The 14,036-nt window shown below is 35.4% G+C and carries 11 protein-coding genes; 4 read left to right on the forward strand and 7 right to left on the reverse strand.

Going from position 1 to position 14,036, the window contains the following annotated elements; all coding sequences use genetic code 11:
• From BMY96_RS02795 to BMY96_RS02805, 3 genes are all read left to right on the forward strand, one after another.
• Nucleotides 1-726 (forward strand): T9SS type B sorting domain-containing protein (locus tag BMY96_RS02795; protein ID WP_139205214.1); only part of this gene is annotated, 726 nt, incomplete at its 5' end.
• Nucleotides 727-733: 7 nt separating this feature from the next.
• Nucleotides 734-1,663, forward strand: coding sequence for a PorP/SprF family type IX secretion system membrane protein (locus tag BMY96_RS02800; protein WP_092848827.1), 930 nt, complete (start codon nt 734-736; stop codon nt 1,661-1,663).
• A gap of 34 nt (nt 1,664-1,697) precedes the next feature.
• On the forward strand, nt 1,698-2,267 hold the full coding sequence (locus tag BMY96_RS02805; protein WP_092848830.1) for a peroxiredoxin-like family protein: 570 nt from the start codon (nt 1,698-1,700) through the stop codon (nt 2,265-2,267).
• A gap of 446 nt (nt 2,268-2,713) precedes the next feature.
• On the opposite strand, the gene BMY96_RS02810 is transcribed toward BMY96_RS02805, so the two are convergent.
• The 3 genes from BMY96_RS02810 to BMY96_RS02820 form a co-directional block, all read right to left on the reverse strand.
• A complete protein-coding gene (locus BMY96_RS02810) occupies nt 2,714-3,745 on the reverse strand; it encodes an aldo/keto reductase (protein WP_092849842.1) in 1,032 nt (343 codons plus the stop codon).
• A 266-nt stretch (nt 3,746-4,011) separates the two neighbouring features.
• Nucleotides 4,012-4,971, reverse strand: coding sequence for an OmpA family protein (locus BMY96_RS02815; protein ID WP_092849844.1), 960 nt, complete (start codon nt 4,969-4,971; stop codon nt 4,012-4,014).
• 22 nt (nt 4,972-4,993) lie between these two features.
• On the reverse strand, nt 4,994-5,755 hold the full coding sequence (locus BMY96_RS02820; RefSeq protein ID WP_092848833.1) for an exodeoxyribonuclease III: 762 nt from the start codon (nt 5,753-5,755) through the stop codon (nt 4,994-4,996).
• Between the two features lie 278 nt (nt 5,756-6,033).
• Between BMY96_RS02820 and BMY96_RS02825 the strand changes: the two genes are divergently transcribed.
• Nucleotides 6,034-9,456 (forward strand): DUF8818 domain-containing protein, encoded by a 3,423-nt coding sequence (locus tag BMY96_RS02825; protein ID WP_092848836.1) that lies wholly within the window; start codon nt 6,034-6,036, stop codon nt 9,454-9,456.
• On the opposite strand, the gene BMY96_RS02830 is transcribed toward BMY96_RS02825, so the two are convergent.
• From BMY96_RS02830 to BMY96_RS02845, 4 genes are all read right to left on the reverse strand, one after another.
• The gene (locus BMY96_RS02830) at nt 9,453-10,376 is read right to left on the reverse strand and encodes a M28 family peptidase (RefSeq protein ID WP_092848839.1); all 924 of its coding nucleotides are present in this window, start codon (nt 10,374-10,376) and stop codon (nt 9,453-9,455) included. The two genes, BMY96_RS02825 and BMY96_RS02830, sit on opposite strands and share 4 nt — an antisense overlap.
• Nucleotides 10,377-10,450: 74 nt before the next feature.
• The gene (locus BMY96_RS02835; protein ID WP_092848842.1) at nt 10,451-11,194 is read right to left on the reverse strand and encodes a succinate dehydrogenase/fumarate reductase iron-sulfur subunit; all 744 of its coding nucleotides are present in this window, start codon (nt 11,192-11,194) and stop codon (nt 10,451-10,453) included.
• Between the two features lie 10 nt (nt 11,195-11,204).
• Nucleotides 11,205-13,217 carry a fumarate reductase/succinate dehydrogenase flavoprotein subunit gene (locus BMY96_RS02840; RefSeq protein ID WP_092848844.1) on the reverse strand — a complete coding sequence of 671 codons (2,013 nt, stop codon included), beginning with the start codon at nt 13,215-13,217 and terminating at the stop codon, nt 11,205-11,207.
• Between the two features lie 10 nt (nt 13,218-13,227).
• Nucleotides 13,228-13,905 carry a succinate dehydrogenase cytochrome b subunit gene (locus BMY96_RS02845; protein WP_092848846.1) on the reverse strand — a complete coding sequence of 226 codons (678 nt, stop codon included), beginning with the start codon at nt 13,903-13,905 and terminating at the stop codon, nt 13,228-13,230.
• Between the last annotated feature and the right edge of the window lie 131 nt (nt 13,906-14,036).

Below are 14,036 nucleotides of genomic sequence, written 5' to 3' on the forward strand. Positions count from 1 at the left end.
AATGTTACAAGCTATAACTTGCCTTCAGATTTACCGGAAACTTCAACCATTTTTGTAACCATTACACCTTATAATTCGGTTGGTGATGCCATTTCTTGTACAGAAGAATCTTTCAGCACTGAAACTTTAGAAACTATTCCGGTGTGTACCACATTAACAAGTCCGTTGGATGGTGAGTCTGATATTGAACCGGACACCACCATTAGTTGGAACAACATCCCAAATGCAACAGGTTACACACTAACACTAGGAACAAACCCGGGAGATTCCGATATTTTAAACAATGAAGATGTTGGAAACACCACAACCTTTTATTTAAATTCAAACTTACCATACAATGAAACTATTTTTGTAAGCATTACACCATACAACACTTTGGGCGATGGTATTTCTTGTTCAACAGAATCATTCACAATAAAAGCAGAACCATTGGTAGAATCTAAATACGGATTCTCCCCAAATGGCGATGGTTTTAACGATTTCTGGGAAATTAAAGGCATTGAAAATAGCCCTAATAATAGCGTTGATATTTATAACCGATGGGGCGATTTAGTTTTCACAATTAGTAATTACGACAACCAATCCAATGTGTTTCGAGGCGAAGCTAATAAACTAACAAAGTTTGGAGCAGGCTCCCTACCAAATGGCACCTATTTCTTTCATATTAAAGTTAACGGAACACACAATTTAAAAACCTTAAAAGGATTCGTAGTTATAAAGCGATAATAACAACATGAATAATATTAATAAACTTTACGCTTTAATAGCCATAGTGGTTGTTTCCCTAATTAGTAACGCTAGTTTTGGGCAACAGACACCCACATTTTCGGAATATAATTACAACCCATTTATAATTAACAGCGCATATGCAGGTCTTACGCAAAACACCGAAGTTTCGCTGTCCAATTCTGGTTTTTTTAACGATTTCGAGGGTAGCCCAAGCAGTCTATCCTTAAGTGGTCACGGACAAATGAACCGTGGAAAAGTGGGTCTAGGCGCCGGACTTATTCGAGATAAAATTGGGGTAACCACCTCAACCAGTTTTTTTGCTGCGTACTCCTATAAAATCTTTTTCGATTTTGAGAGTAACCGTCCTTATTGGCAACACTACTCACCGGGCGTAATCTCTTTTGGTATTACTGCTGGCGTACAACAATACCAAGATAATTTAACCGAATTAGGTATTACCAACGACCCCAATTTTGCGCAAGACATAAACACGACAATACCAACAATAGGTTTAAGTTTTCTTTTTAATCATGCGTCCTTCTATGCTGGTTTTTCCGCTCCCAATGTTATGGGTAATTCTTTGGCTACCAACAAAGATGTAAAACTTAGCACACCCGTTTATGGGTATTTTGGTTATAGGATTCTAAGCGATGCCTTCCGGAATATTATGATAAAACCCAACGTACTTATTAAACACGAAAAAGAAGCGCCCATGCAAATCGATTTTAATCTGGCAACAAGCTTTAAAAACAAATTCGAAATAGGCGCAGGTTACCGCACAAGTTCGTCTGTAAATCTTTTGGCTGGTATCTATTTGTTAAATAATTTACGTTTTATTTACACGTACAATATCGCTTCAAACAATTCACCTCTAGGAAACAGTCATGGCATAATATTAAGTATACAATTTAAAGAAGGCTACGCAATAGATTAGTTATATATTACTAACTTTACCATAAAAAAACACAATGAGCAGTCTTAAAGAATTCCAAAAATTAGTTATAAAAAATGCTTCGCATATAAATGGTCTAAAGGCAGGAGATAAAGCTCCCGATTTTAATTTACCCAATGCATATGGTAAAAATATATCGCTTTCAAAAAAGTTAGAATCAGGAATAGTACTTATTAAGTTTTATCGTGGTGAGTGGTGCCCCATCTGTAACCTTGACCTACGAGAAATACAAAAATATATACAAGAAATTAAATCTTTTAACGCGTCGGTTATAGCTATTAGTCCGCAAAAACCAGACGATACTTTAACTGTACTAGAAAAAAATAAATTAGAGTTTGAAGTACTGAGTGATTTAAAACAAGATACAATAAAAGCCTATAACCTTCAATTTAATCCTGGTAAAGATTATCTTAAAAGACGTGATTTAACTTTATTAAATGCCGATGGGTCCAGTAATTTACCCGTACCAGCTACATTTATTATAAATACAGACCAAATAATAGAAGCAGCTCATGTCGACCCTAATTATACTGAAAGAATGCCTATTATAGACATAATGAATACTTTAAAACGAATAAAAAGATAACATACATTAGAGTTTCCCTTACCTGTAGGTTTAAATAACCACCACAATAATTCTTTTATAGTTTCTTCTAGACTATTTTTAATAGCGTCTACTTTTTTTGCTGCAAATTTTTTAAATTAGCTCAACAAATTCATAGGTCTATCTTTATTTGACCTAAAAATCATGTTTAAATGATTCGGAATAAAACAATAAGTATAAAACTCCAAGTCTCTTTCTTTTCAGAAATAATCCATACGCTTTACTAAAATATCAAAATAAACTTAACGCGTTGTAAAAACTTACATCCAATTTATAGTTACAACAAACTCAAATCACAAATCTGATTTACGGTAAAATTTAGATTTTCAACTTATATTACAAAACCCAAAAGCTTTCTTATTGTTACCACCCGCTATAAACGAGCGCTAACAATAAGATGGAAATATACAGCTTGACATCTTTTTATTTTAAGGCGCTGGATTAGGCATGGCCTCATGTACCGCATCAATTTGCTCCAAAATAGCATCGCTTAGGTTTACATTTAAACTTGCAATATTTTCTTTAAGCTGTTCCATTTTTGTGGCTCCAATAATAGTACTGGTTACAAAAGGGCGTTGGTTTACAAAGGCTAAACTCATTTGCGCTAAGCTCATGTTGTTCTCTTCTGCAATTTCCAAATACTTTTTAGCAGCTTCACTTGCTTTTTCGCCACTATATCTGGCAAACCTTGGGAATAATTTTAGTCTAGCATCATCTGCTGCCGTTCCTTTTATGTATTTACCAGAAAGCACACCAAAAGCCATTGGCGAATACGCTAATAACCCAACATTTTCTCTTAAAGCAACTTCTGCCAAATCGCTTTCAAAAGATCTAGTTAGCATGGAATATGCATTTTGAATGGTTGATATTTTAGGTAAATTATGGTGTTTCGATTCTTCTAAGTAGCGCATGGTGCCCCAAGCATTTTCGTTAGATATTCCAATATTTCTTATTCTGCCTGCTTTAATTTCAGCATCTAGACTTTGGAGAATTTCATTAAAATTATCGTTCCATTTAGCATCTAATTTATAATCTCTAATTCCGAAACGATTAGTATCGCGCTCTGGCCAATGCAATTGGTATAAATCGATATAATCGGTTTGTAGGCGTTGGAGTTCTAAATCTATGGCTTCTTTTATGGCGCTTGGACTAAACCCTGTGGTTCTAATATGAGCCGTATAATCCCCAGGTCCTGCAATTTTAGATGCTAAAATAACCTTGTCTCTATTCCCCGATTTTTTTAACCAGGTTCCAATAATTTTACTTGTACGTCCGCTACGTTCTGCCGTGGCTGGTACTGGATATAACTCGGCAGTATCAATAAAATTAATACCTTGATCTAGAGCATAATCTAATTGCTCGTGGCCTTCGGCTTCGGTGTTTTGGTTTCCCCATGTCATAGACCCTAGGCATATTTTACTAACTTTTATATTGGTGTTGGGTAGTGTTGTGTATTTCATATAAAATTTTATTATAAAACGTAAAGATAAAAAACCGTTAAAAGCTAAAATGGCTTTTAACGGTTTTTTATGCGTTAGGGATTGCGGTATTGTTGGAGCTCTTTTTGTGTTGTTGCACACTTGTCTGCCTAAAGGCAGATATGCAACACAAAAAAGCGACTACCAAAATGTTTACATTCATGAGTTCGTTAATTTACAATAAAAACCAACGAACTAAAGCCCGACCCTTGTGGTAACCTGCCTGTCGGCAGGCAGGCACCCAAATTTTATTCCTCACTTAGCAACTTAGAAAGTTCGTCTAACTTTGGTGTTAAAATAACTTCTATACGTCTGTTTTTCGCTTTACCTTCCTTGGTTTCGTTAGAGGCCACTGGTGCGAATTCGCCACGTCCTGCTGCCGTTAAATTTTCTGGATTAATAGCATCATTCTGACGTAAAATATTTACAATTGCCGTGGCACGTTTGGTAGATAAATCCCAGTTGCTTGTTAAAACACCATTACCTGTGTATGGCACGTCATCGGTATGACCTTCAATTAAAACAGCTATGTCTGGATTCTCGCCAAGTACCGTACCTAGTTGCTTTACAGCACGTGTACCCTCTGAACCAACAGCCCAACTTCCTGAACTAAAAAGTAGTTTATTTTCCATAGACACATACACTTTACCGTCGCGTTGCTCTACCGTTAACCCTTTACCTTCAAAATCGGTTAAGGCTCTAGAAATGGCATTTTTAAGCGCGGTCATTGCGGCATCTTTAGAGACGATAACTTGCTCTAGTTCTGCCACACGGTTAGAACGGTTTTCTAGTTCTTTTTTAAGTTTCTCTAGACGTGCGTTTTCGGCTGCTAGCGCTTGCTCTTTAGCTTCTAATTGCGCTAATAACTCTCTGTTTTTTTGAGAGTTTGCCGCAATTGCTGCCGAACTATTTTTCTCTAAAGCATCGTAAGAGGCCTTCATATTATCTAGATTGGCTTTGGCAGCGTTATACTCGCCTTGTAATTTATCGCGTTGTGCTATAGCCTCGTCGTAAGCCGATTGTAACTGCTTTAATTCGTTTTCGGCTGCTGTTTTAGCACTTAAAAGCGCTTCGTTATTGGTTGATAATTTGCGATTTTCTTTTTTTAAATCGGCATACTTGGCTTCGAGGTCCTTATATATCTTTGGAGACACGCAAGATGCTAATACTACAAGAGTGAATACTGTGAAAATGCTTTTTTTAATCATGTTGCTTTGCATTAATTTGTTATTAATTTTCTATTTCTACAAGAATAGGACAATGGTCGCTATGAACTGCATCTGAGAGTATAACGGCTCTTTTTATGTTTTCTTGTAAAGGTTGTGAAACCATGGCATAATCTAATCGCCAACCTTTGTTATTGGCTCGAGAATTGGCACGATAACTCCACCAGCTATATTGTTGTAAATCAGGATGCAGATGCCTAAATGAATCGATAAACCCGCTTTCTATAAAACTCCCAATCCACTCGCGCTCTACAGGTAAAAATCCCGAAACACCCTTCATTTTTGGGTTATGAATATCTATTTCTTCATGGCAAATGTTATAATCGCCACAAATTACTAAGTTTGGAATCTCTTTTTTAAGATTGTTTATATACTCCTGAAACAGGTCCATATATTCAAGTTTATGGTTTAATCGGGCATCGTTAGTTCCCGAAGGTAAATACAAACTCATAACCGAAACGCCATTAAAATCGGCACGAATATTTCGGCCTTCAAAATCCATAGACTCAATTCCGGTACCGTACTCGATGTGATTCGGTTCGGTTTTACTTAAAATGGCAACACCACTATATCCTTTTTTTTGTGCGCTATACCAATAGTTGTATTTATATCCAGCACCTTCAAAAAGGCTTAAATCCAATTGTTCTTCCATAGCCTTAATTTCTTGTAAACAAATAACATCTGGATTTGCAGCTTTTAACCAGTCGATAAAACCTTTATTAATGGCTGCACGAATGCCGTTTACGTTATAGGATATAATTTTCATTAGTTTTTATTTAAATTTTTAAAAGCGTTGTACCTTTTGTTGGAAAAATACGCTTTTTATAAAAAAGCGATTGTTTCAGCTAAAATAAATAATACATTACTTTTACGGTATCATTTTACAGCAGATTTAACTAATTTTTTTAACATATTAGTTTTAGTGTTTGAGATCTCGACATAAAAATCGAGATTAGTTGGATCATATAATTTTAGAACCCCAAAAAGGCTTCTAAAACAGCGTTTCACTAAAATATTTTAAACAATTTGTAGTTTACATAGTTAATGAAGGACATAATTACCTTACTTATAGTTTTAATTGGATTTTGCGGCTTTTCGCAAAACCCATCCTCCAACTATAAAACTAAAAAATATGCTGTAAAAAACACGATTAAAATTGACAGTGTAAGCATTAATTCTAATTACTTTTTTATAAAAAAAAAGGATAGCACCGTTATAGATCCCACCTACTATTTGGTTGATTTTCCAAACGCCATTTTAACATTTAAAAAGGCTATTGATACAGATTCTGTACTAATAAACTACCTAAAATTCCCCGACTTTTTAACAAAAAACTACCAACAGCTGGACGAGCGCATTATTGTAAAAAATAATAGCACCATCCAAACCTTATATAAATTAAAACAACCTAATACAGATAAAACCTATGTCCCTTTTGATGGTTTAACAACCTCTGGAAGCATATCGCGTGGTGTAACGGTTGGTAATAACCAAAACTCGGTTTTAAATAGCGAATTAGACCTTCAAATTACAGGAAAATTAAATGATAAGGTATCCTTGCGAGCCTCCATTCAAGATGCTAATATTCCGTTACAAGAAAGTGGGTATAGCCAACGTTTAGATGAGTTCGACCAAGTATTTATAGAGCTATTTAGCGACCGCTGGAATATTCGTGCTGGAGATATAGATCTGGTAAATACTAACTCTTACTTTTCAAGCTTTTCTAAACGCGTACAAGGATTAAATTTTAACTTGAATTTAGGTGAAACAGATAACAGCACCAATTTATTTGCGGCAGGCGCTATAGTTAGAGGGCAATTTAGTACGAGCCAATTTACAGCTTTAGAGGGTAACCAAGGGCCGTACAAACTTCAGGGCCCTAATGGCGAATTATTTGTGCTTATTGTTTCGGGTAGCGAAACGGTGTATGTAAATGGCATTCCTATAAAACGTGGTGAAGACCAAGATTATATTATAGATTATAATGCAGGCGAAATAATATTCAACTCGACTTACCCAATAACATCCGAAATGCGAATAACGGTAGATTACCAATATAGCGACAGAAATTATTCGCGATTTGTAGCCTATGGTGGCGGAAATTATGAAAGCGAAAATTTGAAAATTGGAGTTTCTGTGTATTCTGAAAATGATGCTAAAAACCAACCGCTTCAGCAAAACCTATCGGAAGAACAAGTTGAAATTCTTGCCAATGCTGGCGATGATAAGTCGTTAATGGTAGCACCATCTGAAGTTCGAGATGAACTAAACGACAACCGCATTTTATATAGAAAAACACTTTTTGGTACTGTTGAAGGTTTCGAGTTTTCTAACGATCCAGATGAAGAGTTATACCGCGTAACTTTCACTTTTGTAGGCGACAATCAAGGGGATTATGCCTTGAGCAATATTAACGCTATTAATAATATTTACGAGTATGTTGGCGTAAACCAAGGAAACTACGCGCCTATTATTCAATTGGTAGCCCCAACCAAACTACAAATTGCGGTTTTAAATGGTAGTTATGCACCAACAGAAAAAACGAATATTAGTTTCGAGGCTTCGGGTAGCAAAAATGATTTAAATGCGTTTTCAACCATAAACGACGATAATAACGATGGTTTTGCAGGGAAAATTAATATCAATCAAAACCTTGTAAAAAAAGATAGCCTATGGACTATTGATGCTTATTTGGATAGCGATTACATAAGTTCTAACTACCGCAATATTGAGGGTTTGTACAATCCAGAATTTAACCGCGACTGGAACTTAGACCTCGACAACACCAGTGGTATTGGATTAAATTTAGGAAACCAAATCCTTTTAAATTCGGGTTTAAGGTTATCGCATCTTAAAAAAGGCAGCATTAATTACCAATTTGAACATTTAAACTTCTCTGATGGGTTTAACGGAAACAGACATATTACCTTTGCTAATCTGTTTTTAAATAAGTTTAATATTTATACGTCTTCTAGTTTTTTAAATGCGGATTCTAACGTAAACACCTCAACCTTTTTAAGGTCTTTTAATCGTATTACCTATAGCATGAAACATAGTTGGGTTGGTACAAGAATAGCTATTGAAGATAACGAACAACGTAATAATAGCACGCAAGAACTTACGGCTTTAAGTCAGAAATTTAAATCGTTCGAAGTATTTGTTGGTGTTGGTGATAGCACTAAGATTTTTACGGAAATTGGGTATAAAAACCGTGTAAATGATAGTATTAGAACTAATGCATTGCAAAAGGTAAACACATCCAACACTTTTTATTTAGACTCCAGACTTATTCAAAACAAAAACACCAATTTATCTTTATACGCCAACTATAGAACCTTAAATAATACAGATGATGCTATAGATGATGAGAATTCTATAAATTCTAGACTACAATTTAACCAAAAATTATTTAAGCAAATTGTGCAATGGAATACTATTTTTGAAACCAATTCTGGACAATTAGCACAACAAGATTTCACTTACGTGGAAGTTGAAGCCGGACAAGGTACCTACACTTGGAATGATTATAACCAAAACGGTATTCAGGAACTTGAAGAGTTTGAAATTGCTCAATTTCAAGATCAAGGTATATACATTCGGGTTCTACTGCCCAATCAGGTATATTTAAAAACGCATCAAAACAGACTAAGCCAAACGCTTACTATTAACCCAGCACAATGGTCGGTTTCCAATAAGAAATCCAAAAAACTCTGGTCGCATTTTTACAATCAAACCAGTTATTTAATTGATAGAAAAATAAAACGTGAAGGCAGCGATTTTAATTTGAATCCCTTTAACAATAACGAAGCAGACCAATTGGGTTTACAATTAAACTTTAGAAACGTATTGTTTTTTAACAGAGGAAAACAGCGTTACACGACGTCTTATACTTTTTTAGAAAACACCACACGAAGCATATTATCTGTTGGATTTATAGAAAATGGTTTAAAAAGCCATCAGTTTAATTTTAATCATAAATTATCTGAAAACTGGCTAGTAAATATGCTTTCGGCTTTTGATACTAACGAGAGCATTAGTGAAAATTTTGCTAGTAAAAATTATAATTTTGATGAGGCCAGATTTAACCCTAAACTATCTTACTTATTTAACGACAATTCTAGTTTCGATATATTTTACCAATACGCGAGTAAAAACAATACTATTGGCGATTTAGAAAGTTTAAAACAACAGAATTACGGCGTATCTTTTAGTTTAGCCAGTAGCCAACAAAGTGCTATTAATGGCGAATTTAATTACTTTTCTAACGACTATACAGGCAATTCAAACACACCAGTAGCCTATCAAATATTAGAAGGTTTACAACCCGGAAAAAACTTTACTTGGAGCCTGTTAGCGCAAAAAAAACTAACCAAATTTTTAGATTTAAACTTGAGTTATTTTGGAAGAAAAACGGAAACTAGCCGCACCATACATTCGGGCTCTATTCAGCTTAAAGCTTATTTTTAAAAATGCGTTTTAACCTGATCTATATCTTTAAAAACAGCTAGTATGGTTTTAACGGCTTCGGTATAAAACTCGGGATGAATGTTTTCATAATCATCGGTTGGTTCGTGATAATCTTTATGATCGGCAACCCCAAAATATATAAACGGAATGTTTCTTTTATGAAAATTAGCATGATCTGAAGCATAGGTCCAATTCTCTAATCCATCAAACCCATCATGACCGCTAACTAATTGTATTTTAGAAGTCGTTTTTACCTTCGAAATTAAATATTTCAAATTCTTATTGAATGATGTACAAACGGCAAATAACTCATTTTCATCGCTTCGGCTAATCATATCTAAATTCAAATTAACCAAGATATCATTTAGGGAAACAATAGGATAATTTACATAATACTTAGAGCCTTGTAAGCCTAATTCCTCACCATCAAAAGCAGCTAAAATAACGGTATGTTTTGGTGGGTATGTTTTAAAATATTCCGCGAAAGCGAATAAAGCACTTACTCCAGAAGCATTATCGTCTGCACCATTATATATACGGCCTTGTTTAACACCTTCATGATCGTAATGTGCACTTATAACAATATACTTTTTAGGAAACTCCGTACCTGTTATTTGGCCAATAACATTTACCACATTATACTGTTTACTTCCTTTAAAGAACGTAAATGCTTGTTCGAAGGCTTTTCCTAAAGGTTTAACCTGTGCGCTATGAAATTGGTTTACAATATATTTTCGGGCCTTTATAGCGCCTGTTTCACCGGTTCTTCGACCTTGGAACGCATCGGAAGACAAGAACTTAACATGTTTAAGCAAGTCTTTTTCGTTAAAGGCTTGTGTTAAAGCTTCATTTGATTGAGCATAAACAAGCGTGCTTTGAAAAATGATACTAAAAAATAGAATTAGGGCAATTTTATTCATACACAATAATAGTAAATAAATAACAAAGCCCATACCAACACGTTGATATGGGCTTAAATTTATTTTAAATGGAACTACTTAACGGCAGCTTTCATTAATTCTCTATTCATTCTAGCAATATTATCTAAAGAAATTCCTTTAGGACATTCAACCTCGCAAGCTCCAGTATTTGTACAGTTACCAAAACCTTCTAAATCCATTTGCGCAACCATGTTTTGTACACGGTCTGCCGCTTCTACTTGTCCTTGTGGTAATAATGCATATTGCGATACTTTAGCACCTACAAACAACATAGCAGAGGAGTTTTTACAAGTTGCAACACAGGCTCCACAACCAATACATGTTGCAGCATCCATGGCTTCATCGGCAGCATGTTTAGAAATAGGAATAGAGTTTGCATCTTGCGTATTACCAGAAGTGTTTACAGAAATGTAACCACCTGCTTGTTGTATACGCTCAAATGAAGTTCTATCGACTACTAAATCTTTTATTACTGGAAAAGCTGCTGCTCTAAAAGGCTCTATGGTAATAGTATCGCCATCTTTAAACATACGCATATGCAATTGGCATGTTGTAACGCCCCTGTCTGGACCATGTGCTTCACCATTTATATACATAGAACACATGCCGCAAATACCTTCGCGACAATCATGATCGAAGGCTACTGGCTCTTCACCAGAATTCACTAACTGCTCGTTCAAAACATCCATCATTTCTAAAAAAGACATGTGTTCTGAAATTTCAGTCACCTTATAATCTACCATTTGACCCTTTGAACTTGAGTCGGCTTGTCTCCAAATTTTAAGTGTTAAATTCATAATGCCTTTATTATTTGTATGAACGTTGTTTTAGTTCTATATCTTTAAATTCTAATTCTTCTTTATGTAAAACAGCATCTGCAGGCTCTCCTTTATATTCCCAAGCAGCTACAAAAGCAAACTCTTCATCATTACGTTTTGCTTCTCCTTTTTGAGGACCGTCTAACTCGGCAGATTCTTCTCTAAAGTGACCTCCACAAGACTCAGATCTCATTAATGCATCTTTAGCAAACAACTCGCCTAACTCTAAGAAATCTGCAACTCGTCCTGCTTTTTCTAGCTCTGGGTTCATTTCGTTTGCCGTTCCTGGTACAGAAACTTCTTTCCAGAATTCTTCACGAATCGCTTTAATTTCGGCCATGGCCTCTTCTAAACCTTTTGCGTTTCTAGACATCCCTACTTTATCCCACATTACTTTCCCTAATCGCTTATGGAAGTAATCTACAGATTTTGTGCCTTTATTATTTACGAAGAAATTAATTCTTTCGGTAACTTCTTTTTCTGCAGCTTCGAACTCTGGAGTATCTGTTGAAATTTTTCCAGTTCGAATATCATCAGATAAATAATCGCCAATAGTATAAGGCAATACAAAATATCCATCGGCTAAACCTTGCATTAATGCAGAAGCTCCTAATCTATTTGCACCGTGATCTGAAAAGTTGGCTTCTCCAATACAGTAACATCCAGGAATGGTAGTCATTAAGTTATAATCTACCCATACACCACCCATGGTGTAGTGTACTGCAGGATAAATCATCATTGGAGTTTCGTATGGGTTCTGATCTACGATTTTCTCGTACATCTGGAATAAATTTCCATACTTAGCCTCAACAATAGCTTGTCCTAATTCGTATATTTTTTCCTTAGAAGGATTTGTTATATTTTGGATTTTAGCTTGCTCTTTACCATAACGTTCTATGGCCGAAGCAAAATCTAAATACACCGCTTCGCCTGTAGCATTTACACCAAAACCAGCATCGCAACGCTCTTTAGCGGCACGCGAAGCTACATCTCGAGGTACTAAGTTACCAAATGCTGGGTAACGTCTCTCTAGGTAATAATCTCTTTCGTCCTCAGATAAATCGACTGGTTTTTTCTTTCCTTCTCTAATGGCTAAAACATCTTCCATTTTTTTAGGAACCCAAATACGACCATCGTTTCTTAAAGACTCAGACATTAATGTTAGTTTAGACTGATAATCTCCTGAACGCGGAATACATGTAGGGTGAATTTGCGTATAACATGGGTTTGCAAAGTATGCGCCTTTTTTATGGATTTTCCATCCGGCAGATACATTGGATCCCATAGCGTTGGTTGATAAGAAAAACACATTTCCATAGCCACCAGAAGCAATTACAACGGCGTGAGCAGAATGACGCTCAATCTCGCCCGTAATTAAGTTTCTAGCTATAATTCCTCTTGCTTTACCATCAACAACAACAACATCTAACATTTCGTGACGGTTAAACATTTCAATTTTACCACGAGCAATTTGTCTATTCATTGCAGAATAAGCGCCCAATAGTAATTGTTGGCCTGTTTGACCCTTAGCATAAAATGTTCTAGACACTAGTACACCACCAAAAGAACGGTTGTCTAACAAACCACCATAATCGCGAGCAAAAGGAACACCTTGAGCCACACATTGATCTATAATATTTGCCGAAACCTCTGCTAAACGATATACGTTTGCCTCACGAGAACGATAATCGCCACCTTTTACAGTATCGTAAAACAATCTATATGTAGAATCGCCATCGCCTTGGTAGTTTTTTGCTGCATTAATTCCCCCTTGAGCTGCAATAGAGTGTGCTCTACGTGGAGAATCTTGATAAGCAAATGCTTTTACGTTGTATCCCAGTTCTGCTAAAGTTGCAGAAGCGGAACCACCTGCTAGACCTGTTCCAACAACAATAACATCAATATTACGTTTGTTTGCTGGGTTAACTAAATCTATATGATTTTTATAATCTGTCCATTTATCTTTAATTGGACCTTGAGGTACTTTTGAATCTAAAGCCATAGTTTTAAGATTAATGGTTATTAAATAAATGATGAAAAAGCGCGATAATTACAAATCCTAAAGGAACTATTATAGAATACGCTTTACCAAATGCTTGTAAATTCTTTTTACGACCAGCTGTAGATCCCATAGATTGGAAAGCCGATGTAAAACCATGAGCTAAGTGCAATCCTAATAGGACAAATGAAATAACATAAGCCCCAACACGTAGTGGGTTTTGAAATTTCTCTACTAATTCGTGGTAATATCTAAATTCACCATTGTGAAGTCCAGACATATCACCTACAATATATTTTGTATTGATTTCTGGAATCCAGAAATCGATAAAATGCAGTACAATAAAAGCTAAAATCACTAATCCGCTGTAAATCATGTTACGACTAGACCAAGTTGAGTTTGCGGCACCGTTGTTTCTAGCATAAGCCACACCATTAGCTTTTTTGTTTTTAAGCTCTAAAATGAAACCCATTACAAAATGAAATACTACTGCAAAAATTAACACTGGTTGCAATGCATATTGCACGAGTGGGTTTGTACCCATAAAGTGTGAAACCTCATTAAAGGCATCTGGACTAAAAACAGATAACATGTTTATAAATAGATGCTGAAGTAAAAAAAACATAAGGAAGAATGCAGAAAGCGCCATGGCTACTTTTCTTCCAATCGAAGATTTAAAAAATCCGCCCATTATTTTAGAAGTTGTTATTTTGATTTAAACAAAGGTAGTTATGGATGGACTCTTAGACAAATAACAAATGTGATGTTTTCCTTATTTAGAATGATTTTAAAAAATACTTAATTTTAAAAATAACATAAAAT

It is taken from the genome of Algibacter pectinivorans, assembly GCF_900112595.1.
Classification (GTDB): Bacteria; Bacteroidota; Bacteroidia; order Flavobacteriales; family Flavobacteriaceae; genus Algibacter_B; species Algibacter_B pectinivorans.

Excerpts from the sequence above, each read along its gene's own strand:
- BMY96_RS02800 (WP_092848827.1), top strand. The coding sequence starts at position 734 with ATGAATAATATTAATAAACTTTACGCTTTAATAGCCATAGTGGTTGTT.
- BMY96_RS02805 (WP_092848830.1), top strand. The coding sequence starts at position 1,698 with ATGAGCAGTCTTAAAGAATTCCAAAAATTAGTTATAAAAAATGCTTCG.
- BMY96_RS02810 (WP_092849842.1), bottom strand. The coding sequence starts at position 3,745 with ATGAAATACACAACACTACCCAACACCAATATAAAAGTTAGTAAAATA.
- BMY96_RS02815 (WP_092849844.1), bottom strand. The coding sequence starts at position 4,971 with ATGATTAAAAAAAGCATTTTCACAGTATTCACTCTTGTAGTATTAGCA.
- BMY96_RS02820 (WP_092848833.1), bottom strand. The coding sequence starts at position 5,755 with ATGAAAATTATATCCTATAACGTAAACGGCATTCGTGCAGCCATTAAT.
- BMY96_RS02825 (WP_092848836.1), top strand. The coding sequence starts at position 6,034 with ATGAAGGACATAATTACCTTACTTATAGTTTTAATTGGATTTTGCGGC.
- BMY96_RS02830 (WP_092848839.1), bottom strand. The coding sequence starts at position 10,376 with ATGAATAAAATTGCCCTAATTCTATTTTTTAGTATCATTTTTCAAAGC.
- BMY96_RS02835 (WP_092848842.1), bottom strand. The coding sequence starts at position 11,194 with ATGAATTTAACACTTAAAATTTGGAGACAAGCCGACTCAAGTTCAAAG.
- BMY96_RS02840 (WP_092848844.1), bottom strand. The coding sequence starts at position 13,217 with ATGGCTTTAGATTCAAAAGTACCTCAAGGTCCAATTAAAGATAAATGG.
- BMY96_RS02845 (WP_092848846.1), bottom strand. The coding sequence starts at position 13,905 with ATGGGCGGATTTTTTAAATCTTCGATTGGAAGAAAAGTAGCCATGGCG.